This window comes from Stenotrophomonas sp. HMSC10F06, assembly GCF_001807865.1.
GTDB classification, from domain to species: domain Bacteria; phylum Pseudomonadota; class Gammaproteobacteria; order Xanthomonadales; family Xanthomonadaceae; genus Stenotrophomonas; species Stenotrophomonas bentonitica_A.
In genome coordinates, this window is sequence record NZ_KV791285.1 from 254,700 (window position 1) to 279,058 (window position 24,359).

The following is a 24,359-nucleotide window of genomic DNA, read 5'->3' on the forward strand; positions in this document are numbered from 1 at the left end:
CGGCTTTCCCTTTCGAACGGAATCGCCCCCATGCGAAACACCCGGCAGCGCCGCCAACAGATCCTCCAGACCCTGGTCGAGCACGGCAACGTGCAGGTCAGCGAGCTGGTGGAGCGCTTTGCGGTGTCGGCAGTGACGATCCGCGCCGACCTGACCCACATCGAGTCGCAGGGGCTGGCCACGCGCACCCACGGGGGCGCCACGCTGGTGCGCACGCCGCCGCAGGAACAGGACATCCACGAGAAGGATGCGCTGAACCTGCCGATGAAGGACCGCATCGGTATCGAGGCGGCCAAGCTGGTCAAAGCCGGCGACAACATCATCATCGATTCCGGCTCGACCACGATGACCCTGGCGCGGCACCTGCGCGGGCATCGCGATGTCACGGTGATGACCAACGGGCTCAACATCGCCTGGGAGCTGGCCAATGCGCCCGGCGTGGAGCTGCTGCTCACCGGCGGGCTGCTGCGCAAGCAGTCGCTGTCGCTGCATGGCAGCCAGGCCGAAGCCAGCCTCAACACCTACAGCTTCGACACGTTGTTCCTCGGTGTGGACGGCCTGGACCTGCAGTTCGGCCTGACCACCCACCATGAGGCCGAAGCCAGCCTCAACCACCGCATGGTCGAGCGCGCGCGCCGCATCGTGGTGCTGACCGATGCCTCCAAGTTCGGCCGGGTCAGCCTGCACCGCATCGCGCGGCTGGACCAGGTCCATACCATCATCACCGACGCCAGCATCGAGCCCGAGTACCTGGAAGGGCTGCAGCGGCTGGGCGTCGAAGTGATCATCGCCGAGTCCCCGCCTTGACCGAGTCCCGCTCCCTGCACGGCCGCCTGCTCACCGACACCGGTTGGGTCCGCGGCGATCTCCATTTCGACCAGCGCATCACTGCCATCGACACCGCGCACGCCGACCCGCGCGACGATGCGGAGGTGCCGCTGATCCTGCCCGGCTTCATCGACCTGCATGTGCATGGCGGGGCCGGGGTGGACATCATGCAGGGCGGCACGACCGCGCAGACGGTGGCCCGCGCGCACGCCCGGCACGGCACCACCGCGCTGCTGGGCACCACCATGACCGCGCAGGAAGACGACATCACGCGGGCGCTTGAAGGCCTGTCCGCTGCGATCGCCACGCGCGAACCCGGCATGGCGCGCGTGCTCGGCGTCCACCTGGAAGGCCCCTTCATCAGCGCGCAGCGCCTCGGCGCGCAGCCACCATTGGTGGTCGAGGCCACCCTGGCCGACGTGCAGCGCCTGCACGCGATCGCCCCGATCAAGGTGCTGACCCTCGCCCCGGAAATCGGCCAGCACCTCGCGCTGATTCCTGCCCTGAGCGCGCTCGGTATCCGCGTGCAGCTCGGCCACAGCGCCGGCAGCTATGATGACGGCGTGGCCGCATTGAACGCCGGTGCGGCCGGCTTCACCCATCTGTTCAATGGCATGACCGGTGTGGACCACTACCACCCGGGCATCGCCACCGCCGCACTCGCGCATGCGCAGTACGCCGAACTCATTCCCGATCTGCAGCACGTGCATCCCGGCGCGATCCACACCGCGCTGCGCGCGATTCCGCGCCTGTACTGCGTCACTGATGCGACCGCCGCTACCGGCATGCCCGATGGCGAATACGCGCTCGGCGTACAGCGCGTGCACAAGTGCCTGGGCTGCGTGCGGCTGTCGAGCGGCTCGCTGGCCGGCAGCGCACTGACCATGGACCAGGCGCTGCGCAACCTGGTCTCGCTCGGCCTGGACATCGCCGATGCCTCCCACCGGCTGTCGCGCTACCCGGCCGACTACCTTGGCATCGATGACCGCGGCCGTATCGCGACCGGTGCCTGGGCGGACCTGGTGGTGCTCGACCACGACCTGCGCGTGCGCGGCGTGGTGGTGGAAGGCGACGACATCGCGCTCGACTGAGCGTGGACTCCCGCGCCGCCATGGCGCACGCAGCAGCAGACAGGACCGGCACGATGAACGACGTTTCCGCAGCCATGCCCGTGCACGCCGGCGCTTCCGCGCCACGCTGGGCGGTACGCTATCTGTTGTTCATCGGTGGCATGGGCGGGCTGCTCTACGGCATCGACATCGGCATCATCGCCGGCGCCCTGCCCTATCTGGAGGCCACCGCCACCGCGAGCTGGCACCTGACCAGCCAGCAGCTGGGTTTCGTGGTCGCCGCGGTGCTGTTGGGCAGTGTGCTGTCCTCGCTGTTCGCCGGGATGGTCGCCGACCTGATCGGCCGCCGTGGCGCGATGCTGCTGGCCGGCGTGCTGTTCACCGCGAGCATTCCGGTGATGGCATTGTCCGATGGCTATGGCGCGCTGTTGATGGGGCGCCTGCTGCAGGGCATCAGTGGCGGCCTGATCGGTGTCGTCGTGCCGCTCTACCTGGCCGAAGTGCTCAGCCCGGAACGACGTGGGCGTGGCGCGGCGATGTTCCAGTTGCTGCTGACCATCGGCCTGGTGCTGGCGGCCGTGATCGGGCTGTACCACGCGCATGCAGTGGATGCGGCGACGGCCGCGGTGCGCCATCTGCCCGGTGCCGAGCAGCAGCGCCTGCTGTTCGACGTCAAGGATCACGCCTGGCGCACCATTTTCTGGAGCTGCCTGCTGCCTGGGCTGGTGTTCACCGGGGGCGTGCTGCTGATCAGTGAATCCCCCCGCTGGCTCGTGCGCCGTGGCCGCATCGACAAGGCGCGCCGTGCCCTGCAGCGTACCGTCGCCGCGGATGAGGTGGAGCCGACCCTGCAGCGCATGCAGGCGCCCGAAGAGATGCAGACCGGCCGCAACGGCAAGCGCGACCCGCTGCTCAGCCGCCGCTACGTGTGGCCGTTCGTGCTGGCCTGCCTGGTGCTGGCCTTCACCCAGGCCACCGGCATCAATTCGGTGCTGGCCTACGCGGTCAACATCCTCAACCAGGCCGGCCTGCCTGGCTCGGTGGCCAATGGCGCCGATGTGGCGATCAAGCTGCTCAATGCCGTGATGACGGTGGTCGCGCTGCTGCTGGTGGACCGCAAAGGCCGCAAGTTCCTGCTGATGCTGGGCAGTGGCGGCATCACGCTGTCGCTGCTGGCTGCGGCGCTGCTGTTCGTGCAGAGCGAACGCGGGCGGCTGGATGTGCAGGCCGCGCTGCAGCAGCAGGTGAGCGGCGCCACCTTGTCGCTGCCGCTGGACGCCGCGCAATGGCAGCGCCTGGACGGCAACGCCGGCACCGCGCCCCAGCAGCTGACCGTGTCCTACGCCTACGGCGGCTTCAGCAACGTGCGCTCACTGCGCAGCGACAACCCGATTGACGCCACGCTGCAGATCCGCCGCGAAGATGCGGTCTCCGCCGACAGCGTGATCGGCCGCTTCTTCCGCACGCTGCATCTCAACCCGTTCCCGGACCCAGCGCAGGCCGCGAACGCGCCGCTGGTGATCGAACGTGCGGTGATCGGCCCGGTGCCCTCGCCCACCCACGGCTGGCTGGTCGCCGGCTGCATCCTGCTGTTCGTGGCGTTCTTCGCGGTGGGCCCGGGCGTGTGCGTGTGGCTCGCGCTGTCCGAGCTGATGCCCACCCGCATCCGCTCCAACGGCATGAGCATCGCGCTGTTGATCAACCAGTTCGTTTCCACCGTGATCGCCGCGATCTTCCTGCCCACGGTCGGCCACCACGGCTACGCCAGCATGTTCTTCTTCTGGGCCGGTTGTACGCTGCTGTACTTCCTCATCGCCGCATTCTGGCTGCCGGAGACCAAGGGCAAATCGCTGGAGCAGATCGAGGCGAATTTCCGCTGAGCGCCTCCGCGGATCGCGAGGTGCTCAGGGCGCCTTGCCGGTGATCTCGGTATACAGCCGGTGGGCTTCCTCGTTGCTGTCCAGTCCGCTCACCTGCATGGACTGCGCGAAGGGGCCGGCGATGACGGCGACATTGAGGACCTGATCGCCAACGGTAAACGCCACACGCTTGGCGACGCGCGCTTCCGTCGCGGCGAGGATCCGCGGCGCCGCGGCATCCGTGAAGCGCAGGATCAGCGTCCCGTGTCCGGTGGTCCCGTCGCTGCCCACGGCCACCGAGGCGATGTCGGCCGTGGTGATGAAGGCCGGCTCGATCAGGGGCAGCACGTTGCCGTCGCGGTCCTTGAGCGTGGTGACGCCGGGGTGGCGGGCATCCTCGGCCACCTCACGCATCTGGATGCGTGCGTTCGCCAGCGGTGCGACGCCCGCCGGTGTCTCGATCGCCGCCGGCGCAGGAGGTGCCTGGGTGCAGGCGCTCAGTCCGGCACCCAGCATCATGGTGGCGATCAGCAGACAACTGCGCATGCCTGTTTCTCCTTGTGTGGGGACACGAGTATCGCCGCTGCGCGTGCTCAGCGCAGGCGGCGGATGCGCCAGGCCACCACGATCTGCAGTACGCCATAGAGCAGGCTGCCGATCCCTATCCACAGCGTGGTGACGGCAATGCCCGCCATCGGGTTGGCCACCATCATCGCGCCGAGCACGATGGCCAGCACGCCGCTGAGGATCAGCAGCCACTCGCCCTGGATTTCCTTGCGCACCCGGACCGCGAACACGATGCGGTAGATGCCGGCGACGATCAGCCAGGCCGCCAGCAGCAGGATCAGCACGCTGGCCGTGGCCAGTGGGTTGAGCACAGCCAACGCGCCGAACACCAGCGAAGCCAGCGCATAGACCAGCAGCCAGCCACGCGGCACGCCACTGCGGCCGAACAGCGCGAACAGACTGATCAGGCCTTCCACGAGGGCCATCACGCCAATCGCCCAGGCCAGCGCGGTGGCGGCCGACAGGGGCCGCGTGATCGCGATCAGCCCGAAGACCACGGCAACTACGCCGTACAGCATCAGCACCCACCAGCTGCGGCCGATGGCAGTGAGAAGAGGTGAGGTGCGCGAATCCGGCGGCAGGTTCATGTGACGTCCTTGCGGGGATGATGACGGGCCGATGGTACGACCTCGCGCCGTGCAGGGCGCGGCAACGGGGCTTACGGCACCCGCGCGCAGACCCAGACCTGCATCGGCCCGGCGCCGGCATACTGCAGCGCGCGCAACGCGGCATCGGTGGTCGCCCCGGTGGTCATCACATCATCGACGATGGTCAGCCCGGCGGGCGGATGCCCACGCACGGCGAAAGCATCGCGCAGGTTGCAGCGCCGGGCGTCCGCATCCAGCGTCGATTGCGCGGCGGTCTGGCGGGTGCGCTGCAGCCCGTTCCAGAGCGGGCAGCACAGCCCGCGTGCCAGTGGCTTGCTCAGTTCCAGCGCCTGGTTGTAACCCCGCTGGCGCAGGCGGCGGCGGTGCAGTGGCATCGGTTGCAGCGGCCCGGCCAGAAACGACGGCACGCGCTGCAGCATGAGCTGCGAGAGCAACCGTCCCGCGGCCAGATCCTGGTGGAACTTGAACCGGATGAGCAGCCTGTCGATCGGCGGCGCGTACAGGAACGCGGCACTGGCCGCCGCCTGGCGGGGACAGTCGTCCACACATCGCTCGCAGTGATCGCCGTCGGCGTCCCCGGGGTCGTCCACCGCCAGCGGCAGGGCGCAACGCCGGCAGGCACGGTCGTTCCACGGCAGCGCCCGATGGCAGGCGCGGCACAGGTCCATGCCGTCCTCGCCGGGACAATCGCAGACCAGGCAGCGCAACGGCAGGATCTGCCAGCCCAGCCAGCCCAGCGCACCGTAAACTTTAGATAAGATCATATGGTTGACAGATGGTGACAGCCTCACCAGACTGCCGCCCTTTCGTTCCACTATCTGTCAGGACACTCCCATGGCTTCTGTCATCCGCCACGACTGGCACCGCGAAGAGGTACTGGCCCTGTTCGCGCTGCCCTTCCCGGTCCTGCTGCATCGCGCGGCCAGCGTGCACCGCGAGCAGTTCGACCCGGCGGACGTCCAGATCTCGACCCTGCTCTCGGTCAAGACCGGCGGCTGCCCGGAAGACTGCGCGTACTGCCCGCAGGCGCAGCGCTACAGCACCGGCGTGGACGCACAGAAGCTGATGGCCACCGACGAGGTGGTCGCCAAGGCGCGCCAGGCCAAGGCGGCTGGCGCCTCGCGGTTCTGCATGGGCGCGGCGCGGCGCTCGCCCAAGGACCGCGACATCCCCAAGGTGGCGGCAATGATCCGCGAGGTGAAGGCACTCGGCCTGGAGACCTGCGCCACGCTGGGCATGCTCAGCGGCGAGCAGGCCACCGCGCTGCGTGAGGCCGGGCTGGACTACTACAACCACAACCTGGACACCGCACCGGACTATTACGATTCGATCATCCACACCCGCCAGTACCAGGACCGCCTGGACACGCTGGGCCACGTGCGCGACGCCGGCTTGAAGACCTGCTGCGGCGGCATCGTGGGCATGGGCGAAACCCGCGAGCACCGCGTCGGGCTGCTGCTGGCGCTGGCCAACCTGCCGGCCCACCCCGATTCGGTGCCGATCAACCGGCTGGTGCAGGTCGCCGGCACGCCCCTGCACGGCACCGCGGAACTGGACCCGTTCGAGTTCGTGCGGATGATCGCAGTGGCCCGCATCGTCATGCCACGTTCGATGGTGCGGCTCTCGGCCGGGCGCGAGGCGATGAGCGATGAGCTGCAGGCGCTGTGCTTCCTGGCCGGGGCCAATTCCATCTTCCATGGCGAAAAGCTGCTGACCACCGGCAACCCGGACACCGCGCACGACCTGGCCCTGTTCACGCGGCTGGGCCTGCGCCCGATGGCGGTCACGGTGGATGCCACCGGGCACGACCACCCGGGTACGGTCCATGCCGACATCACTGCCGGCGGCCCCTGCGGGCGCGCGGCCTGAGCCCCGAGCAGCGGGCCCGGCAACCGGGTACGCTAACAGCCCACCCGGACCCCCTGACGACCATGGCCCGTCCTGACCTGCACGACCGCATCCAGGCCCAGCGCAAGCTCCGCGACGCGCAGGGGCGCCTGCGGGTGCGCCGCGTGGTGAGCCGGCGCGATGGCGTGCAGCTGGAAGTGGACGGTCAATGGCTGACCAACTTCTGCAGCAATGACTACCTGGGTCTGTCGCAGCAGTTCGGCGTGGTCAGCGCATTGCAGGATGCCGCCGCGCGCGAAGGCGCCGGCGCGACCGCCTCGCACCTGATCTGCGGCCACCACGCGCTGCATGACGCGCTCGAACGGGAGATGGCCGACTGGCTCGGCTATCCGCGGGCCCTGCTGTTCGGCAGTGGTTTCGCCGCCAATCTCGCCGTGCAACAGGCGCTGCTCAGCGAGGAGGATGATGTCTGCGTGCAGGACCGGCTCAACCACGCCAGCCTGCTTGATGCCTCGCGCCTGGCCGGTTGCCGCCTGCGCCGCTACCCGCATCTGGATACCGAAGGCGCACTGCGCCAGCTCAAGCACGCGCCCAGCGGCGCGGCGATGCTGGCCACCGACGGCGTCTTCAGCATGGACGGCGACATCGCGCCGCTGCGGTCGTTGTCGCTGGTGGCGCGCATGCAGGAAGCGCTGCTGTACGTCGATGACGCGCATGGCATCGGCGTGGTCGGTGAACACGGCCGCGGCTGCGTGGCCGAGGCCGGCCTGGGCGTCAACGATGTGCCGCTGCAGCTGGCGACACTCGGCAAGGCACTGGGCGGCAGTGGTGCGGTCGTGCTCGGCGATGAGGCGATGATCCAGCACCTGGCCGAAACGGCACGCCCCTACATCTACACCACCGCCGTGCCGCCGGCCCAGGCCGCCGCCGCGTTGGCCGCGGTGAAGCTGGCGCGCCGCGATGACTGGCGCCGCGAGAAGCTCACCGAACTGATCGGCCTTTTCCGCACCGGCGCCCGCCAGCACGGTCTGGAACTGATGCCATCCGAGACCCCGATCCAACCCCTGCTGTGCGGCGCCGAGTCCACCGTGATGGCGATGTCGGCCGCGCTGGAAGCAGCCGGTTTCCTGGTGAGCGCGATCCGCCCGCCGACCGTCCCCGAGGGCAAGGCGCGCCTGCGCGTGACCTTGTCCGCGCTGCATGCGCCGGCGCAGGTCCACGCGCTGGTCGATGCGATCGCACACGCACGCGACACCGCGGTCCAGCAGCACGCACTGAATGCCCTGACCGCGTGATGCCGCAGCGTTGAGCATGCATATCGAGGTCATCGGCCAGGGCCCGGCACTGGTCCTCATCCACGGCTGGGCGCTGCATGGCGGTGTGTTCGCGCCGCTGGTGGAGCGCCTGTCCGCGCACGTCCAGCTGCACCTGGTGGATCTGCCCGGCCACGGCGCCAGCCGTGACGACACCACGCCGCTGCGCCTGCCCTACGTGGTCAATGCCATCGCCGCCGCCACGCCACCGGCGGTCTGGTGCGGCTGGTCGCTCGGTGGCCTGTTCGCCCTGCATGCCGCCGCGACGCTGCCGCAGGTACGCGGCCTGGCGATGATTGCAGCCACGCCGCGTTTCGTGCGCGGCGATGACTGGCCCCACGCGGTGGAGCCGGCGGTGTTCGAGCAGTTCGGCCAGGATCTCGCGCAGGACTACCGCGGCACGCTGGAGCGCTTCCTGGCGCTGGATGCGATGGGCTCGGAGCACGCGCGGCAGGAACTGCGCACGCTGCGCGAAATGCTGGTCGCCCGCGGTGAACCGGCCCCGCGCGCATTGCAGGAAGGCCTGCGCCTGCTGGAGAACACCGACCTGCGCGGCGCCCTGGCCACCTTGGGCAAACCGAGCCTGTGGCTGGCCGGCCAGCGCGACCGCCTGGTCTCGGCGCGGGCCATGCAGGCCGCCGCGGCACGGGTGCCGGGCGCGCAGGCCCACGTGGTCGCCCAGGGCGGGCACGCGCCGTTCCTGGGCCATACCGACGAGGTCGCCACGCAGCTGCAACACTTCGTTGCCGCACTGCCTTGACCTGTTCCGGCCACGCATCGCCGATCATGTACGCCTGCCTTTCCCCACAGGACTGACCCATGGATCTTGGAATCGCCGGCCGCTGGGCCCTGGTCTGCGCCGCCAGCAAAGGCCTCGGGCTGGGCTGCGCGCGCGCACTGGCACGCGAAGGCGTCAACGTGGTCATCGCCGCGCGCGGTGAAGCGGCCCTGGACCGCGCCGTGCTCGAACTGCAGGCCCTGCCGGGTGCGCGCCGGGTGATCGGGGTCGTCGCCGACATCGCCACCACCCAAGGCCGCGACGCTGCGTTGGCCGCCTGTCCGCAGGTCGACATCCTGGTCAACAACGCGGGTGGCCCGCCGGCAGGCGATTTCCGCCAGTTCAGCCGCGAAGACTGGATCGCCGCGCTGGATGCCAACATGCTGGCCCCGATCGAGCTGATCCGCGCCACCGTGGACGGCATGATCGAGCGCGGCTTCGGCCGCGTGGTCAACATCACCTCCTCGTCGGTGAAGGCCCCGATCGACATCCTCGGGCTCTCCAACGGCGCACGCTCCGGACTGACCGGGTTCGTGGCCGGACTGGCCCGCAAGACCGTCGCGCACAATGTCACCCTCAACAATCTGCTGCCGGGCCAGTTCGATACCGACCGCCTGCGCGGCAACTTCGCCTACCTGGCGCAGCAGCAGGGCATCGACGCCGGCCAGCTGGCCGAACGCAAACGCACCCACATTCCCGCGGGCCGTTTCGGCACCGCTGACGAGTTCGGCGCCGCCTGCGCCTTCCTGTGCAGCGCGCAGGCCGGCTACATCACCGGGCAGAACCTGCTGATTGATGGCGGCGCCTACCCGGGCACCTTCTGATTCCACCCGCACCACCGTTTTGAGCCGTGAGTACCCCATGACGTCCAGCTTCGATCCGCATCACGTCCGCCGCGCCTTCTCGCGCGCCGCCCGCAGTTACGACGCCGCCGCCGCGCTGCAGCGCGAGGTGGAGAAGCGCCTGCTCGAATCGCTGGACTACCTGGAAAACCGCCAGCCCCAGGTGGTGCTCGATGTCGGCAGCGGCACCGGCCACGCCAGCGCGCTGATGAAGAAGCGCTGGCCCAAGGCGCAGGTGATCGCGCTGGACCTGGCCCAGCCGATGCTGCGCGAAGCAAAGAAGCAGGCCGGCTGGTGGAAGCCGTTCTCGCGCGTGTGCGGCGACGCGCAGGCATTGCCGGTGCTGGACCAGAGCGTGGATGTGATCTTCAGCAACCTGTGCCTGCAGTGGGTCGAGGATCTTCCGGCGGTGTTCGCCGGGTTCCGTCGTGCGCTCAAGCCGGGCGGCCTGCTGCTGGTCTCCACGTTCGGGCCGGAGACGCTGATCGAACTGCGCGATGCGTTCGCCGCCGCCGACGAGGTGCCGCATGTCAGTCGTTTCGCCCCGATCGCGCAGTTCGGCGATGCGCTGATGATGTCCGGCTTCCGCGACCCGGTGCTGGACCGCGACCTGTTCACCCTGACCTACGACGACCTGACCGCGCTGATGCGCGAGCTGCAGGCGATCGGCGCCACCAACGCGCGCCAGGACCGCCGCCACACACTGACCGGGCGCGGGCGTTTCGATGCCGCGCGTGCCGCCTACGAGCCGCTGCGACGCGAGGACGGCAAGCTGCCCAGCAGCTGGGAAGTGATCTACGCACACGCCTGGGCACCGGAAGGTGGCGCACCGATCCGCGAGCGCGGGCACGATGTCGCCACGGTGCCGGTGTCGGCGATTCCGATCCGCCGCAGAACGCCCTGAGCCGATCGCGCTGATCGAGGTGATCGCGCCGGCCGCGGTGATCACGGTGATCCCGTAGAGCCGACCGTTGGTCGGCTGGCCGCACGGCGGCCCGGCGGGCCAGCCGACCAACGGTCGGCGCTACGACGGGAACAGGTCGCGGTGGAAGAAATAGATTTCCTGCGCCAGGAACCGCCAGCTGGTGTGGAAGCTGCGGAAGCGCGTGCTCGGCGTGGACGAGGCCAGCGCATCGATGCCCAGTTCGCGGCACAGGCGCAGCGCGCGCGCCATGTGCAGCGGGTCGCTGACGATGATCACGCGGTGCAGCTTGCGCTGCTCCATCAAGCGCCGCGCCTCGATCAGGTTCTGCCGCGTGGTGCGTGAGGCGGTCTCGATCAGGATCGCGTCATCGGGCACGCCCTGCTTGAGCGCGTAGCGACGTGCCACCTGCGACTCGGAAAAACGCGCGCCGGTGCCGCCATAGCCACCGGTGAAGATCAGCAGCGGCGCATAGCCCTGCTGGTAGAGATCCAGCCCGTGGCGGATGCGCTCTTCGAACACCGGCGAAGGCTTGGCGTCATAGGCTGCCGCGCCGAGCACGATGATCGCGTCGGCCTTCTGCGCCTGGTCGCGCTCGCCGATCCAGACGATCCACGCCGTGACCCCGAGCAGCCACACGGCCAGCACGATGCACAGCCGCCACAGCCACCCGAACACGCCCACTCCGGTGCGTCGGCTCATACCGCGCCCCACGGCAGCGCATCCAGATCCACATTGCCCCCGGAAAGCACCACGCCCACCCGTTTGCCGGCAAAGCGTGCCGGTTCGGCGAGGATCGCCGCCAGGGCGATCGCCGAGGACGGTTCCACCACCTGCTTGAGCACCTGCCAGATCAGCCGCATCGCAGCGACGGTCGCCTCATCGGCGACGGTGATGACCTGGGCCGCGCCCTGCAGCAGCGCGAAGTTGGGCGCGCCGAGCGTCCCGCGCAGGCCATCGCAGACGGTGTGGGGGGGGAAATCGATGCGGCGCTCGCCAGCGGCCAGCGAGCGCGCGGTATCGTCCGCGCCCAGCGGCTCGGCCAGGACCAGCTCGGCCAGCGGGGCGCCGGCCTGCAGTGCCAGCCGCGTGCCCGCGGCCAGGCCACCGCCGCCCACCGGCACCACCATCATCTCCAGCCCTTCGCTGGCATGCAGCAGTTCCAGCGCGGCCGTACCCTGGCCGGCAATGACGCACGGGTCGGTATAGGGATGGACCAGGATCGCCCCGGTTTCGGCCTGGACCTGGGCGCACATGGCTTCGCGCGCGGCGATCGAGGCATCGCAGCGCCACAACGTGGCCCCGTGGCGGCCGATGTTGGCCAGTTTCGCCGCCACCGCGCCCTCGGGCACGACCACGTGACAGGCAATCCCACGGGTACGTGCGGCCAGCGCCAGGGCGGCGCCATGGTTGCCCGAGGAGTGGGTGACCACCCCGCGCCGGGCCTGCGCCTCGGTCAGCGCCCACACGGCATTGCAGGCACCGCGGAACTTGAAGGCGCCGCTGCGCTGTAGGTGTTCGGCCTTGAAGACCACAGTGGCGCCGGTCAGCGCATCCAGGGTGCGCGAGCGCAACACCGGGGTCACGCAGGCGTGCGCGGCAATGCGCGCCGCCGCCGCCAGCACGTCGTCAACACAGGGCAAGGGTGAATCGCTCATGACGCAAGATTAACGTATGCCCCCTTCCCACATCCGACTTGATGAACGTGTCAGCATGGCAACCATTCATTCGGATCGGGCCGAGTTAAGGGCTGATTCAATGCCTTGGGCCGAAGCTGGCCCTACAGCCCGTTGGGGGGACCCATCATGAAAATGCGCCTTGTTCTTGCCGGTGGCCTGTTGTTGGCCCTTTCCGGCTGCGCGACGTACGACTATGTCGGCGGTGGCGGCGGCAGCGGCTACTACCACGGCGCACCGTCGGTCGAGTATCGCTACCCGGCCGGATACCCCTATGGGTACGGCAGCGGCTACTACGGTGGCGGGTATTACGGCTATGGCGGTGGCTACGGCTATCCGGTGTATCGCCCGTATCCGAACTATCGCCCGCCGCACAATCACCGTCCACCGCCGCGCCCCGGCCATGGCAACGGCAACGGCACCCCGACCCGTCCGCCGGATCGCCCGCGGCCGAACAACGGCGGCTCGCCATGGCGGAACATGGATTCGCTCGGTGGGCCGCGCCGGCCGCAGCAGCAGCAACGGCAGCAACAGCAGCGTCCGTCGCCGCCGCAGGCACGCCCGGCCCAGGCGCCGCGTCCGTCTTCGCCGAGGATGAACGGTTCCCCGTGGCGGAATCTCAACAATGCGAACCAACGCACAGTTGAGCCCTGAGATGGCTTGATTTTCACGCGCCCGGCAGTTCACTCTAGCCGGGCGGTGACAGCCACGGTCACAAAGTGCCAAAAGCGACAAGTGGCGTCACATTCGGCTCTATGTCGATATCCGCCAGGAACATCTGGATCCCCCCTGTTCCGGCCCTGTCGGATGTCGGCACCTTAAACGCAGAAGGCCCCGCTACTGGCGGGGCCTTCTGTATTTGGGCGGCGCGTTCGCGCTGGAACCGGCAAAAAAACAGGGCCGACAGTCCCCCGACTGCCGGCCCCTCTGCTTCCCCACGATGCGCTTGGACCGGCCCCTGTTCCAATTCCGGTCCGTTGCGCACAAGGCGCATGCCATCCTGGGTGCTATTGGGTTATCTGCAGAAAACGTGCCAACTTGAGCGTGGATTTCATGGCCCCCGACGAATGGCGCTAAAATCGCCACCCGCGCCCTGCCTCCAGGGCTGATCCGGGCCGCCCGGCCCCGTCCCGAGCTCCTCCGCCATGACTGACTCCTTCTACCGCTACGACGTGATCGTCATCGGCGGCGGCCACGCCGGCACCGAAGCCGCGCTGGCGGCCGCACGCAGCGGTGCGCGCACCCTGCTGCTGACCCACAACGTCGAAACCATCGGTGCGATGAGCTGCAACCCGGCCATCGGCGGCATCGGCAAGGGCCACCTGGTCAAGGAGATCGACGCCCTGGGCGGCGCAATGGCGCATGCCGCCGACCGCGCCGGCATCCAGTGGCGCACGCTCAACGCCTCCAAGGGCCCGGCCGTGCGCGCCACGCGCTGCCAGGCCGACCGCAACCTCTACCGCATGGCGATCCGCCAGATCGTCGAGGCCCAGCCCAACCTGACCGTGTTCCAGGCGGCGGTCGATGACCTGGTCATCGAGGGCGATGCTGTGCGTGGCGCGATCACCCAGACCGGCCTGCGCTTCAGCGCGACCGCCGTGGTGCTGACCGCCGGCACCTTCCTGGCCGGCAAGATCCACGTCGGTGAGACCCAGTACGCGGCCGGCCGCATGGGCGACCCGCCGGCGACCACGCTGGCCGCGCGCCTGCGCGAGCGCCCGTTCGTGATCGACCGCCTGAAGACCGGCACGCCGCCGCGCATCGATGGCCGCTCGCTGGATTACCGCCTGATGGAAGAACAGCCCGGCGACGACCCGCGCCCGGTGATGTCCTTCCTGGGCAGCGTGAACGAGCACCCGGCGCAGGTGAGCTGCTGGATCACCCACACCAGCGAGCGCACCCACGAGATCATCCGCAACGCGCTGCACCGCTCGCCGCTGTACAGCGGCCAGATCGAAGGCATCGGCCCGCGCTACTGCCCCTCCATCGAGGACAAGGTGGTGCGCTTCGCCGAAAAAGCCAGCCACCAGATCTTCGTCGAGCCCGAGGGGCTGGACGTGGTCGAGATCTATCCCAACGGCATCTCCACCTCGCTGCCATTCGATGTGCAGCTGGCGCTGGTGCGCAGCATGCGTGGCTTCGAGAACGCGCACATCACCCGCCCCGGCTATGCGATCGAATACGACTTCTTCGACCCGCGCGGGCTGAAGAACACGCTGGAGACCAAGACCGTCGCCGGCCTGTTCTTCGCCGGCCAGATCAACGGCACCACCGGCTATGAAGAAGCCGCCGCACAGGGCCTGCTGGCCGGCCTCAACGCCGCCCGCTTCACCCGTGACGACGCCGGCTGGTGCCCGCGCCGCGACGAGGCCTATCTGGGCGTGCTGGTCGACGACCTGATCCCCCACGGCACCAACGAGCCGTACCGCATGTTCACCAGCCGCGCCGAGTACCGCCTGCAGCTGCGCGAGGACAATGCCGACGTGCGCCTGACCGGCCTCGGCCGCGAACTGGGGCTCGTCGATGACTGCCGCTGGAGCGCATTCCAGACCAAGCAGGACGCGGTGGCGCAGGAGACCGCGCGGCTGCGCGCCCTGTGGGCCACGCCGGGCAATGCGCTTGGCCGCGAGGTGGAAGCCACGCTGGGAGTGGCGGTCAGCCGCGAAACCAACGTGCTGGACCTGATCAAGCGCCCGGAACTGGACTACGCCAAGCTGATGCAGGTGCCGTCGCTCGGCCCCGCCGTGGCCGACGCCAAGGTGGCCGAACAGGTCGAGATCGGCGTGAAGTACGCCGGCTACCTGGACCGCCAGCGCGACGAGATCGAACGCCAGCAGCGTCATGAAAACACCGCCATCGCCGCCGATTTCGATTACGCCAGCGTGCGCGGTCTCTCGGCCGAAGTGCAGCAGAAGCTCGAACGCGTGCGGCCGCAGACCATCGGCCAGGCCCAGCGCATCCCCGGCATGACCCCGGCGGCGATCTCGCTGCTGCTGGTCCATCTGGAACGCGCGCGCCGCATCCGCGCCGCGTAACGCGGCATGCCCCCGGTAGAGCCGACCGTTGGTCGGCTGCACGACAACCCCGGGTAGCGCCGACCGTTGGTCGGCTGCACAGCCACCGCCGGGGGATTCCGGGCAGCCGACCAACGGTCGGCTCTACCGTCGATGGCGTGCGGTTGCGCCGTCGTGCAGTCGTGCAGTCGTGCAGTCGTGCAGTCGATAGTGTGCGCGCCAGCGGCGGTTGGCGGGCGCACCCGCGTTATCATCGGGGGCCGGGACAACGCGGCAGGCGGCGTCCCAGCCCCTGCGTTGCCGGAGTTTGCGCATGTCCCCGATCCGCCCCTTCCTCGACAAACTGCCCGTGCTCGGCGAGCGCGTCTACATCGATCCGGCCTGCACGATCATCGGCGATGTGGTGCTGGGCGATGACGTCTCGGTGTGGCCGGGCACGGTGATCCGCGGCGATGTGAACCACGTGCGGATCGGTGCGCGCAGCAACATCCAGGACGGCACCATCATCCACGTCAGCCACCACAGCCCGTTCAACAAGGGCGGCTACCCGACGATCATCGGTGAGGGCGTCACGGTCGGCCACGGCACCATCATCCATGCCTGCATGATCGGCGATTACTGCCTGATCGGCATGGGCGCCTGCATCCTGGACGGCGCGACGGTGAGCACCCATGGCTTCCTCGGCGCCGGCGCGGTGCTCGGCCCGGGCAAGGTGGTCGGCGAAGGCGAACTGTGGCTGGGCAACCCGGCACGGCTGGCGCGCACGCTGAGCGACAAGGAGATCGAGTCGCTGCATTACTCGGCCGATCACTACGTGCGCCTGAAGGACCAGTACCGGGGTTGATGGTGGCCGCGCCGCTGGGCATCGGGATCGGTGCGCGGTAAAGTCCTCAGCCGACCAGGAAGCAGTCGAGACCCGCATGCCCCCGCTGGCAGCCCGGAGAGGAATCCGGCATCCCCTGTGGCCTTCCCTACGGCCCACCGTGACGCGCCGCCCATGAGCGCGCCCATGCTGGATACCTACCGGGAGGTCATCACCCCCGAAGGCGTGCCCCTGCACCTGACCGTCGCTGGTCCGTTGCCGCGTGCGCTGGCGTGGGCGATCGACTTCGTGATCCGGGTCGGCGCACTGATGATGCTGAGTATTCCGCTGGCCTTCCTCGGCGGGTTCGGCCAAGGGCTCTACCTCGGCCTGATGTTCCTGCTGATGTGGGCCTACACGATCGTCCAGGAGGCGTGCTGGGGCCGCACCCTGGGCAAGCGCGCGATGGGCCTGCGCGTGGTCGCGCGCGATGGTGGGCCGATCGGCTGGATGAGCGCGATCACCCGCAACCTGCTGCGCACCGTGGACATGCTGCCGTTCGGCTATGCGCTGGGGCTGCTGTCGAGCCTGTTCGATGCGCATGGCCGCCGCCTCGGCGATCTGGTCGCCGGCACCGTGGTGATCCATCAGGGCGCCGCGCCGCTGGGCGGCACGGTGCCGGTCGGCAGTGTGCTGGTACCACCGCAACCGCTGCAGCCGGCCGAACAGGCCGCTGTGGTCGCTTTCGCCGAGCGTGCGCCGCGGCTGTCGGCGCCACGCCAGCAGGAACTGGCCGATATCGCCGCGCCGCTCACCGGAAGCCACGGCCAGGTCGGCGTGCTGCGCCTGTATGCGATGGCCAACTGGCTGTTGGGGCGGCGATGAGGCAGGAACAGTTCGTCGCCCGCTACCAGGCCGAATGGCAGGCGCTGGAGCACTGGCTGGCCCAGCGCGGTGAGCACCCGCGGCAGGCGCGCCGGCAGCCAGCACACGAGGGCCTGGACGATGGCGACTTCCCGCAGCGTTACCGCCGCCTGTGCCAGCAGCTCGCGCTGGCGCGCCGGCGCGGTTACAGCCCGCAGCTGGTGGCGCGGCTGCAGCAGCTGATGCAGCAGGGCCATACCCTGCTGTACCGCACCCCGCGCCCGCAGTGGCAGCGCGCACTCGCCTTCCTGTTCGCCGATTTCCCGCAGCTGGTGCGCAGCCAGGCCCGCAGCATGTGGGTCGCTGCGGCGTTGTTCGTGGTGCCGCTGGTGGGCAGTTTCGCGCTGATCCTGTGGCGCCCCGAGCTGATCCACCTGCTGCTGGACAACGCGCGCATCGCCGAGTTCGAGCGCATGTACGATCCGGCCTCGCCGAACCTGGGCCGCGACAGCGGCACCAACTGGACGATGTTCGGCTACTACATCATGAACAACATCAGCATCGGCCTGCGCACGTTCGCCTTCGGGCTGATCGCCGGTGTCGGCACCGTGTTCGTGATGCTGTTCAACGGCGTCGGCATCGGATCGGTGGCCGGGCATCTGCAGCATATCGGCCACGGCGATCCGTTCTGGCGCTTCGTGGCCGGCCATGGTGCATTCGAGCTGACCGCGATCGTGATCGCCGGCGGCGCTGGGCTGCAGCTGGGCATGAAACTGCTTGCGCCCGGTCGCCGGCGGCGCATCGATGCGCTGGTCGAGGGCGGTGTGATCGGGGCCAAGCTGTGCGTGGGCGTTGCCGCGATGCTGCTGGTGGCCGCCTTCATCGAAGCGTTCTGGTCCTCGATCGCCGCGATCCCGGCGTGGGGCAAATACAGCGTGGCCGCGGTGCTGTGGACCGCGGTGTTCGTGTGGTTGTGGCGCGGCGGGCGCGGAGCGGCCGATGCAGATTGATCGGCTCAACATCGTGCTGCGCGCGCGCTCGGGCTGGGAGGCCATGGAGCTGGGGATGGCCCTGGTGCGACGGCACGCCGCGGCGATCTGGGCGCCGTGGGTGAGCGTGTCGCTGCCGGTGTTCGTGCTGCTCAACGCGCTGGCCTGGTGGACGGACAGCTTCGGCTGGGCCTGGTTGGCGATGTGGTGGCTCAAGCCATTGTTCGAACGCATCGCGTTGTACGTGATCTCGCGCGGGGTGTTCGGCGATGCCTCGACGACCACGCAGACACTGCGCGCGCAGCGCACGTGGGGCTGGCAGGGCTTCTGGGGCTACCTCGGCTGGCGGCGCCTGAGCCCGCTGCGCCCGGTGCTGCTGCCGGTGAATCTGCTCGAGGGCACGGACGCTGCGCATCGCCGCCAGCGTCGGCGTGCGATCGCCGGCGGCGCGGTCGGTCACGCGCTGCTGCTGACGCTGGTGTGCATGGTCTTCGAGATCGTGCTGGTGGTCGGCGGCATCGCGGCGGTGTTCCTGTTCATCCCGGTGGACCTGTTGTCCGAGTCCTGGCGCGCGGCGTGGGAGCTGGCCAAGCAGGACATGCCGGCGTGGATGCAGCTGGGCGTGAACCTGCTGTTCTGGGCCGCTGCGACGTTGATCGGTCCGTTCTACGTCGGCGCCGGCTTCGGCCTGTACCTGGACCGGCGCACGCAGATGGAAGCGTGGGATCTGGAGATCGCCTTCCGCCGCCTGCACGCCCGGCTGCAGCAGGCCGCGCCGCTGCTGGTGCTGGCCCTGGTGCTGATCTGGCCGAGCGCGGCGCTGCACGCCCAGCAGACATCCAACAGCAAGGGGGCGGTGGCTGCACCGGCTGCCGCGCCGTCGCTGGAGGACGGTCTGGCGCCCGCGGCCGACGCGGGGTCCGATGCGCCTGAGGATGAAGACGCCGAAGACGAGGCGCCGGACGCTCCCACCCGGACGTTCGACAATGATCCGGACAACACGGTGGTCGGCGTCTTCGGCAACGAGGCGGTGGACACCGCCGGCTTCCGTCAGGCGGTGCAGCGCGCGTATGAAGACCCGCTGCAGAGCCCGACCCGCGAGGTCACCGAGTGGAAGCGCACGGATAGCGAGGCGGCCGAGGCCGAGAAGGCAAAACGCGAGGCCGCCGCCAAGGGATCCCGGCAACGTGGCAACAAGGGCCCATTGCTGCCGGCCCAGATCGCCGAGTGGGCGCTGTGGGCCGTGGTCGGCGTCCTGGTGGTGCTGCTGCTGATCACCGCGCCGCGCTGGCTGCCGTGGCTGCGCGGCTCCGGCCAGCGCCGCCGGGCCAAGGCTGTGGCGGTCGTGGAAGAGCCGATCCGGGTACCGGACGTGGCGCCACCCGATCCCGCCGCGCGTGCGCGTGCACTGTGGCAGGAGGGCCGCCCACGGCAGGCGCTGGCGCTGCTGTATCGCGCCAGCGTGGAGTCCATGAGCGAGCGCGCGCAGACCAGTCTGCCGCCGGGCGCCACCGAAGCGCAGTGCCTGCGGGCCTCGCGACGGATGCCGGTCGAGGCCGACCGCCGCCTGTTCGAACGCATCGTGCGGGTCTGGCAGTACGCTGCGTATGCGGGCCGGCTGCCGGCCGATGATGATTTCGAAGCGCTGGCCACCACCCTGCAGCGCCAGTTCGGGTGGCGCGCATGAGCACCCGTCTGCGCTGGCTGCTGGTCGGCCTTGTACTGCTGGTGATCGGGGTGCCGCTGGCGATCCTGTTCCTGCGCACGCACGAGCGGGTGACCCAGCTCGAGCACCTGCCGCCGCAGGGTGAAGCCAGCTACAACCCGTTGTATGTGCTCGGTCAGGCACTGCGCGCGGACGGGCTTACCGTACAGTCGCAACCGCGCCTGGACCTGGCCCGGATGCCGTTGCAGCCGGGCGACACGCTGGTGCTGCTGCAGGACAGCGCGGAAGTGCCCGCGCCTGCCGCCACCGCGCTGATGGCCTGGGTGGCGCGTGGCGGCCATCTGATCGTGCGCACGCCACCGGTGGGCAAGGAGACTGCGCGCAATGGTCCGCTGCTGGACGCGCTCGGCGTGGACAGCGAGGACTACGGAAACGACTGCCAGCCGTTCCACGTTCGCGATGATCCGCAGCACGTCGAGTTCTGCAACGGACGCCGCTTCGCGGTCCAACCGCCCAAGGGCGTGGCGGTCGAGCGCCAGTGGGGCGACACGGGCGATCTGGTGTTCGCCCGCCTGCGCCACGGCCAGGGCCGCATCGATGTGCTGGCGGACATGGCCTTCATGGACGGCAAGGGCCGGCCCAATCCGACCGTTGCGCAGAACGCTGCCAACGCCGCCATCGACGGCCTGCACGACAAGGCCCATCGCGACCTGACCCGCTACGTGCTCGCACCCAACTACGGCAAGGGCACGATGTGGCTGGTCTACGCCTCGCGCCCGCCGTCGTTGTGGAACCGCGTGTTCTACCACGGCTGGCCGGTGTGGGCGCCGTTGCTGCTGGCCCTGCTCGGCTGGCTCTGGCAGCGCGCGCAGCGCCTGGGCAGCGAACTGCCTTCGCCGCCGGCCGAACGCCGTTCCCTGCTCGAACACATCCGCGCCAGCGGCGAACACCTGCTGCGCTTCGGCAAAGCGCCGCTGCTGTACGACGCGGTCCGGCGCGCGTTCCTGGCCCGCCTGCGGCGGCGTTCGCCGAGTGCGGCCGCGCTGACCGGCGAGGCCCGGGTGCAGGCCGTCGCCACCTTGCTGCAGTGGTCGCACGAGCGCGTGCAGACCGCGTTGACCCCACCCGCTTCCCACGACGTCGCCGGCCTGCGCGACCGCATCCGCCTGCTGATCCAGATGAGAAACCTGCTATGACCGAGCCGACGCTTCCGCCGCCGCTGTCCCCTCCTGCCGTGACGCCTTCACCGTCGCCGTTGTCCGAGCGCGTCGATGCCGTGCGCGAGGCCGTGGGCCGTGCCTTCATCGGCCAGCCCGAGGTACTCGAACAGATCCTGATCGCGCTGCTGGCCGGCGGCCATGTGCTGATCGAAGGCGTCCCCGGGCTGGGCAAGACCCTGCTGGTGCGCGCCCTCGCCCAGGCCCTGGAGCTGGACTACGGCCGCGTGCAGTTCACCCCGGACCTGATGCCCAGCGATGTCAGCGGCCATGCGGTGTACGACCCGAAGACGGAGAGCTTCAAGATCCGCCGCGGCCCGGTGTTCACCAACCTGCTGCTCGCCGATGAAATCAACCGTGCGCCGGCCAAGACCCAGTCGGCCCTGCTGGAAGTGATGCAGGAAGGCCAGGTCACCATCGAAGGCAAGGCGTTCGCGCTGACCCCGCCGTTCTTGACCCTCGCCACCCAGAACCCGGTCGAGCAGGAAGGCACCTACCCGCTGCCGGAAGCGCAGCTGGACCGCTTCCTGCTCAAGGTGCTGATCGACTACCCGGCGCTGGAAGACGAGAAACGCATGGTCGATGCGATCACCACCGGCCGCAGCGCGGCCGACTTCGATCTCTCGCAGGTGCCGCGCGTGCTGAGCGGGGCCGAGGTGGTCGCGCTGCAGCAGGCGACCGCGGCGATCACGGTCGATCCGGAAGTGATCGACTACGCGGTGCGGATCGTCGCCGCCACGCGGCAGTGGCCGGGCATCGCGCTCGGTGCCGGCCCGCGCGGCAGCATCGCGCTGGTGCGTGCGGCGCGTGCGCAGGCGGTGCTGTCCGGCCGTGATTTCGTCACCCCAGACGACGTGCGCGACATCGCCAGACCGGCGCTGCGCCACCGCATCGCCTTGGCACCGGAACTGCAGATCGAAGGACAAAGCGCCGACGATGCCTTGACCGCGCTGCTGGCCAAGGTGGACGCACCGCGCAAATGAGGGGGCGCGTTTTCCATCGCGGGCAGGCGGCATGAGGCCGGGCCTACTGCTGCTGGCGCTGCTGGCCGGCTGGGGCCTGCTCGGCGTGCCGGTGGTACTCGGTGCCTGGCCGCACGCAGTCTGGTGGGCGATCGGTGGCGGCGTGGCGCTGATTGCGCTGGTGGACCTGCTGCGCCTGCGTGCCCAGCCCTCGCCCAGCGTGCATCGCGAACTTCCCGAGTCGCTGGCGTTGAACGTCGAGCGTGAGGCCACGCTGCGTCTGGAATCGAGCCGCCACCAGCGCGTGGAGGTGTTTGATCTGGTTCCCGGTGGGTGGAGCCTGCAGGGTCTGCCGCGCAGGCTGGCCCTCAAGCCGATGGTGACCAGCAGCGTGGCGTACCGGCTGACCCCGACCACACGTGGCCGCTTTGTGTTCGAGGGCGTGCATCTGCGCGTGCACAGCGCCTGGCGGCTGTGGCATCAGCGGCGGCAGCTGCCGCCGGCGATGACGGTGCGCGTGTACCCGAACTTCGCCCCGCTGACGCGCTTCGCCTTGTTCAGTGCCGAACAGGCCTCGCGCCTGGTCGGTGCGCACCTCAAGCGCCGCCGCGGCGAAGGCACCGACTTCCACCAGATGCGCGAGTACCGCGTCGGCGACAGCCTGCGCCAGATCGACTGGAAGGCGACCGCGCGGGCGCGCAAGCTGATCTCCCGCGAATACCAGGACGAGAAGAACCAGCAGCTGGTGCTGATGATCGACACCGGCCGGCGCATGATGGCCAGCGAAGGTGGCCTGTCGCACTTCGATCATGTGCTCAACGCGGCGCTGGTGGTGTCCTACCTTGCGCTGCGCCAGGGCGACGGCGTGGGCCTGTTTGCGGCCGGGGGCGACAGCCGCTGGGTCGCGCCCAGACGCGGCATGGGCACCATCGATACCCTGCTGCGCGCCAGCTACGATCTGCAGGCGCAGCCGGTGGCCACCGATTACCTCGCCGCTGCCACCGAGTTGTCGCTGCGTCAGCGCCGGCGCTCGCTGGTGATGCTGGTCACCAACGTGCGTGACGAGGACATCGAAGACCTGCTCGCCGCAGTGCGCCTGCTGCAACGCCAGCACCTGGTGTGCGTGGCCAGCCTGCGCGAGCGCGAGCTGGATGATGCGCTGGCCCAGCCGGTGGAGACCCTGCACGACGCCACCCAGGCCGGCGCGATCGCCCGTTACCTGCAGCAGCGCAGCGATGCGCATGATGCGCTGCGCAGCCATCGGGTGATGGTGCTCGATGTCACCGCCGAAGCGCTGCCCGGCGCGCTGGTGGAGCGTTACCTGGCGGTCAAGCGCGACGGGTTGTTGTAACCCTTACAGATAGATGCGCGTCGGCGCTTCGTCGATGATCGCGTGCGGTACGAAGCGGGCGCTGTCGCGGGTAATCCGGCTGTTGTCTTCGCGGATGCCCATGCCACAGGCCTGGTCGCCCACCACCCAGCTGCCGATCAGCGGATAGCCGCCATCGAACGCGGTGAGCGGATGCGCCGCCTGGCGGATCGCCGGGCCGGTGTACGGGCCTTCGCTTTCCTGCCAGCTGCCATCGGCCAGGTGCATGGCCACGTTGGCGCCCTCGCGCGAGAACAGCGGCTTGCGCACCCAGCCGCGGGGCAGCTCGCTGCCATCGTCGAACTCGGCGGCGAGCAGGTTCGGGTGGCCCCGGTGGCGCTGCCACAGCAGCGGCAGCACGCCCTTGTTGCTGAGGATCGCCTTCCAGGCCGGTTCCAGCAGCTGCACGCCCGAGGCAGGCAACGCCTGGCCGAACGACTCGGTCATCAGGTCTTCCAGCGGGTACAGCTTGAACAGGCTGCCGATCACGGTGTCGTCGAGCGCGGTGAAGCGCCCGTCTTCGGACAGGCCGATATCTTCGATCGCGATCGCTTCGCCGCGCAGGCCGGCCTGGGCGGCACAGTCGCGCAGATAGGCGACCGTGCCCTGGTCTTCTTCCGACGCACCCACCGCGCTGAAATACAGCGGCGGCGGCAGCTGCGCGGCCAGTTCACCGAACCGTTCGACCAGGGCTTCATGGATCGCGTTGAACTGGTCGGCGTGCGGCGGCAACCGGTTCTGGTTGCGCTGGTCCTCCAGCCATTGCCACTGGAAGAACGAGGCTTCGAACAGCGAGGTGGGCGTGTCGTAATTGAGCTCGTACAGCTTGGCCGGGCCGCTGCCGTCGTAGGCGAAATCCAGCCGCCCATACAGGTGCGGCTCGCGGCGGCGCCAGCTGTCGGCGATCCAGTCGCGGAACTGCGGCGGGATCGCCAGCTGGTCCATCAGCTGCTGGCTGCCCACCACCTCGTCCACCAGGTCCATCGCCATGGCATGCAGCTCGGCGCTGGGATCTTCGATGTCCTGCTCGATCTGACGCAGGGTGAAGGCGTAATACGCGGTTTCATCCCAGTACGGCAGGCCATCGATGGTGTGGAAACGGAACCCCGACTCTTCGGCCCGGGCGCGCCACTGGCTGCGCTCGGCGATACGCACGCGCTGCATC

At 69.4% G+C, this 24,359-nt stretch carries 23 protein-coding genes; 17 read left to right on the forward strand and 6 right to left on the reverse strand.

From position 1 onward, the window contains the following. Positions 1-30 precede the first annotated feature (30 nt). The 3 genes from HMPREF3113_RS11390 to HMPREF3113_RS11400 are packed head-to-tail and all read left to right on the forward strand — an operon-like array spanning position 31 to position 3,778. Complete coding sequence (locus tag HMPREF3113_RS11390; protein WP_019185238.1) at positions 31-807, forward strand: DeoR family transcriptional regulator; 777 nt, start codon at positions 31-33, stop codon at positions 805-807. Then, on the forward strand, positions 804-1,919 hold the full coding sequence (nagA, locus tag HMPREF3113_RS11395; protein WP_070472469.1) for an N-acetylglucosamine-6-phosphate deacetylase: 1,116 nt from the start codon (positions 804-806) through the stop codon (positions 1,917-1,919). The genes HMPREF3113_RS11390 and nagA overlap by 4 nt, the downstream gene beginning before the upstream one ends. Before the next feature lie 53 nt (positions 1,920-1,972). Then, positions 1,973-3,778, forward strand: a complete 1,806-nt coding sequence (locus HMPREF3113_RS11400) for an MFS transporter (RefSeq protein ID WP_070472472.1) — start codon at positions 1,973-1,975, stop codon at positions 3,776-3,778. Between the two features lie 24 nt (positions 3,779-3,802). On the opposite strand, the gene HMPREF3113_RS11405 is transcribed toward HMPREF3113_RS11400, so the two are convergent. The 3 genes from HMPREF3113_RS11405 to HMPREF3113_RS11415 form a co-directional block, all read right to left on the reverse strand. Further along, on the reverse strand, positions 3,803-4,303 hold the full coding sequence (locus HMPREF3113_RS11405; RefSeq protein WP_070472475.1) for a SecDF P1 head subdomain-containing protein: 501 nt from the start codon (positions 4,301-4,303) through the stop codon (positions 3,803-3,805). A gap of 47 nt (positions 4,304-4,350) precedes the next feature. Continuing rightward, positions 4,351-4,911, reverse strand: a complete 561-nt coding sequence (locus HMPREF3113_RS11410) for an HdeD family acid-resistance protein (RefSeq protein ID WP_070472478.1) — start codon at positions 4,909-4,911, stop codon at positions 4,351-4,353. A 71-nt stretch (positions 4,912-4,982) separates the two neighbouring features. Continuing rightward, positions 4,983-5,696, reverse strand: a complete 714-nt coding sequence (locus HMPREF3113_RS11415) for a ComF family protein (protein WP_070426156.1) — start codon at positions 5,694-5,696, stop codon at positions 4,983-4,985. Positions 5,697-5,766: 70 nt separating this feature from the next. Between HMPREF3113_RS11415 and bioB the strand changes: the two genes are divergently transcribed. The 5 genes from bioB (at position 5,767) to bioC (ending at position 10,617) form a co-directional block, all read left to right on the forward strand. Continuing rightward, positions 5,767-6,801: a biotin synthase BioB gene (gene bioB, locus HMPREF3113_RS11420; protein ID WP_070472481.1), complete on the forward strand. Its 1,035-nt coding sequence runs from the start codon at positions 5,767-5,769 to the stop codon at positions 6,799-6,801. A 62-nt stretch (positions 6,802-6,863) separates the two neighbouring features. Continuing rightward, positions 6,864-8,075 carry an 8-amino-7-oxononanoate synthase gene (bioF, locus tag HMPREF3113_RS11425; protein ID WP_070472484.1) on the forward strand — a complete coding sequence of 404 codons (1,212 nt, stop codon included), beginning with the start codon at positions 6,864-6,866 and terminating at the stop codon, positions 8,073-8,075. 16 nt (positions 8,076-8,091) lie between these two features. Continuing rightward, positions 8,092-8,853, forward strand: a complete 762-nt coding sequence (gene bioH / locus HMPREF3113_RS11430; protein ID WP_070472487.1) for a pimeloyl-ACP methyl ester esterase BioH — start codon at positions 8,092-8,094, stop codon at positions 8,851-8,853. A 59-nt stretch (positions 8,854-8,912) separates the two neighbouring features. Beyond that, entirely contained in the window at positions 8,913-9,695 is a 783-nt protein-coding gene (locus HMPREF3113_RS11435) for an SDR family oxidoreductase (protein WP_070472490.1), read from the forward strand. A 37-nt stretch (positions 9,696-9,732) separates the two neighbouring features. Then, on the forward strand, positions 9,733-10,617 hold the full coding sequence (bioC, locus tag HMPREF3113_RS11440; RefSeq protein WP_070472493.1) for a malonyl-ACP O-methyltransferase BioC: 885 nt from the start codon (positions 9,733-9,735) through the stop codon (positions 10,615-10,617). A 120-nt stretch (positions 10,618-10,737) separates the two neighbouring features. Here bioC and HMPREF3113_RS11445 read toward each other — a convergent pair whose 3' ends face one another. Continuing rightward, a complete protein-coding gene (locus tag HMPREF3113_RS11445; protein ID WP_026070106.1) occupies positions 10,738-11,349 on the reverse strand; it encodes a YdcF family protein in 612 nt (203 codons plus the stop codon). Then, entirely contained in the window at positions 11,334-12,293 is a 960-nt protein-coding gene (locus tag HMPREF3113_RS11450) for a pyridoxal-phosphate dependent enzyme (protein WP_070472496.1), read from the reverse strand. Before HMPREF3113_RS11450 ends, HMPREF3113_RS11445 begins: the two co-directional genes overlap by 16 nt. A gap of 147 nt (positions 12,294-12,440) precedes the next feature. Here HMPREF3113_RS11450 and HMPREF3113_RS11455 point away from each other — a divergent pair, with 147 nt between their 5' ends. From HMPREF3113_RS11455 to HMPREF3113_RS11495, 9 genes are all read left to right on the forward strand, one after another. Beyond that, entirely contained in the window at positions 12,441-12,965 is a 525-nt protein-coding gene (locus tag HMPREF3113_RS11455; RefSeq protein ID WP_070472499.1) for a hypothetical protein, read from the forward strand. 491 nt (positions 12,966-13,456) lie between these two features. Beyond that, on the forward strand, positions 13,457-15,346 hold the full coding sequence (gene mnmG / locus HMPREF3113_RS11460; RefSeq protein ID WP_070472503.1) for a tRNA uridine-5-carboxymethylaminomethyl(34) synthesis enzyme MnmG: 1,890 nt from the start codon (positions 13,457-13,459) through the stop codon (positions 15,344-15,346). Between the two features lie 292 nt (positions 15,347-15,638). After that, positions 15,639-16,169, forward strand: a complete 531-nt coding sequence (locus HMPREF3113_RS11465; protein WP_070472506.1) for a gamma carbonic anhydrase family protein — start codon at positions 15,639-15,641, stop codon at positions 16,167-16,169. Positions 16,170-16,322: 153 nt separating this feature from the next. Continuing rightward, entirely contained in the window at positions 16,323-17,012 is a 690-nt protein-coding gene (locus HMPREF3113_RS11470; RefSeq protein WP_070472509.1) for an RDD family protein, read from the forward strand. After that, on the forward strand, positions 17,009-18,001 hold the full coding sequence (locus tag HMPREF3113_RS11475) for a stage II sporulation protein M (protein WP_070426168.1): 993 nt from the start codon (positions 17,009-17,011) through the stop codon (positions 17,999-18,001). The genes HMPREF3113_RS11470 and HMPREF3113_RS11475 overlap by 4 nt, the downstream gene beginning before the upstream one ends. After that, the gene (locus tag HMPREF3113_RS11480; protein WP_070472512.1) at positions 17,991-19,667 is read left to right on the forward strand and encodes a DUF4129 domain-containing protein; all 1,677 of its coding nucleotides are present in this window, start codon (positions 17,991-17,993) and stop codon (positions 19,665-19,667) included. Before HMPREF3113_RS11475 ends, HMPREF3113_RS11480 begins: the two co-directional genes overlap by 11 nt. Then, complete coding sequence (locus HMPREF3113_RS11485) at positions 19,664-20,842, forward strand: DUF4350 domain-containing protein (RefSeq protein ID WP_070472621.1); 1,179 nt, start codon at positions 19,664-19,666, stop codon at positions 20,840-20,842. Before HMPREF3113_RS11480 ends, HMPREF3113_RS11485 begins: the two co-directional genes overlap by 4 nt. Beyond that, positions 20,839-21,846 (forward strand): AAA family ATPase, encoded by a 1,008-nt coding sequence (locus HMPREF3113_RS11490; RefSeq protein ID WP_070472516.1) that lies wholly within the window; start codon positions 20,839-20,841, stop codon positions 21,844-21,846. The genes HMPREF3113_RS11485 and HMPREF3113_RS11490 overlap by 4 nt, the downstream gene beginning before the upstream one ends. A gap of 31 nt (positions 21,847-21,877) precedes the next feature. Next, positions 21,878-23,176: a DUF58 domain-containing protein gene (locus tag HMPREF3113_RS11495; protein WP_070472519.1), complete on the forward strand. Its 1,299-nt coding sequence runs from the start codon at positions 21,878-21,880 to the stop codon at positions 23,174-23,176. Positions 23,177-23,179: 3 nt separating this feature from the next. On the opposite strand, the gene HMPREF3113_RS11500 is transcribed toward HMPREF3113_RS11495, so the two are convergent. Beyond that, positions 23,180-24,358 (reverse strand): glutathionylspermidine synthase family protein, encoded by a 1,179-nt coding sequence (locus HMPREF3113_RS11500; protein WP_070472522.1) that lies wholly within the window; start codon positions 24,356-24,358, stop codon positions 23,180-23,182. Position 24,359: the final 1 nt, after the last annotated feature.

What these genes read in the sequence shown, in the direction of transcription:
- HMPREF3113_RS11470 (WP_070472509.1), top strand. Translation starts at nt 16,323, where the DNA reads ATGAGCGCGCCCATGCTGGATACCTACCGGGAGGTCATCACCCCCGAA.
- HMPREF3113_RS11405 (WP_070472475.1), bottom strand. Translation starts at nt 4,303, where the DNA reads ATGCGCAGTTGTCTGCTGATCGCCACCATGATGCTGGGTGCCGGACTG.
- HMPREF3113_RS11435 (WP_070472490.1), top strand. Translation starts at nt 8,913, where the DNA reads ATGGATCTTGGAATCGCCGGCCGCTGGGCCCTGGTCTGCGCCGCCAGC.
- HMPREF3113_RS11500 (WP_070472522.1), bottom strand. Translation starts at nt 24,358, where the DNA reads ATGCAGCGCGTGCGTATCGCCGAGCGCAGCCAGTGGCGCGCCCGGGCC.
- HMPREF3113_RS11415 (WP_070426156.1), bottom strand. Translation starts at nt 5,696, where the DNA reads ATGATCTTATCTAAAGTTTACGGTGCGCTGGGCTGGCTGGGCTGGCAG.
- bioB (WP_070472481.1), top strand. Translation starts at nt 5,767, where the DNA reads ATGGCTTCTGTCATCCGCCACGACTGGCACCGCGAAGAGGTACTGGCC.
- HMPREF3113_RS11465 (WP_070472506.1), top strand. Translation starts at nt 15,639, where the DNA reads ATGTCCCCGATCCGCCCCTTCCTCGACAAACTGCCCGTGCTCGGCGAG.
- HMPREF3113_RS11495 (WP_070472519.1), top strand. Translation starts at nt 21,878, where the DNA reads ATGAGGCCGGGCCTACTGCTGCTGGCGCTGCTGGCCGGCTGGGGCCTG.
- bioC (WP_070472493.1), top strand. Translation starts at nt 9,733, where the DNA reads ATGACGTCCAGCTTCGATCCGCATCACGTCCGCCGCGCCTTCTCGCGC.
- HMPREF3113_RS11400 (WP_070472472.1), top strand. Translation starts at nt 1,973, where the DNA reads ATGAACGACGTTTCCGCAGCCATGCCCGTGCACGCCGGCGCTTCCGCG.
- HMPREF3113_RS11390 (WP_019185238.1), top strand. Translation starts at nt 31, where the DNA reads ATGCGAAACACCCGGCAGCGCCGCCAACAGATCCTCCAGACCCTGGTC.
- HMPREF3113_RS11480 (WP_070472512.1), top strand. Translation starts at nt 17,991, where the DNA reads ATGCAGATTGATCGGCTCAACATCGTGCTGCGCGCGCGCTCGGGCTGG.
- HMPREF3113_RS11410 (WP_070472478.1), bottom strand. Translation starts at nt 4,911, where the DNA reads ATGAACCTGCCGCCGGATTCGCGCACCTCACCTCTTCTCACTGCCATC.
- mnmG (WP_070472503.1), top strand. Translation starts at nt 13,457, where the DNA reads ATGACTGACTCCTTCTACCGCTACGACGTGATCGTCATCGGCGGCGGC.
- bioF (WP_070472484.1), top strand. Translation starts at nt 6,864, where the DNA reads ATGGCCCGTCCTGACCTGCACGACCGCATCCAGGCCCAGCGCAAGCTC.
- HMPREF3113_RS11485 (WP_070472621.1), top strand. Translation starts at nt 19,664, where the DNA reads ATGAGCACCCGTCTGCGCTGGCTGCTGGTCGGCCTTGTACTGCTGGTG.
- HMPREF3113_RS11490 (WP_070472516.1), top strand. Translation starts at nt 20,839, where the DNA reads ATGACCGAGCCGACGCTTCCGCCGCCGCTGTCCCCTCCTGCCGTGACG.
- bioH (WP_070472487.1), top strand. Translation starts at nt 8,092, where the DNA reads ATGCATATCGAGGTCATCGGCCAGGGCCCGGCACTGGTCCTCATCCAC.
- HMPREF3113_RS11455 (WP_070472499.1), top strand. Translation starts at nt 12,441, where the DNA reads ATGAAAATGCGCCTTGTTCTTGCCGGTGGCCTGTTGTTGGCCCTTTCC.
- HMPREF3113_RS11475 (WP_070426168.1), top strand. Translation starts at nt 17,009, where the DNA reads ATGAGGCAGGAACAGTTCGTCGCCCGCTACCAGGCCGAATGGCAGGCG.
- HMPREF3113_RS11450 (WP_070472496.1), bottom strand. Translation starts at nt 12,293, where the DNA reads ATGAGCGATTCACCCTTGCCCTGTGTTGACGACGTGCTGGCGGCGGCG.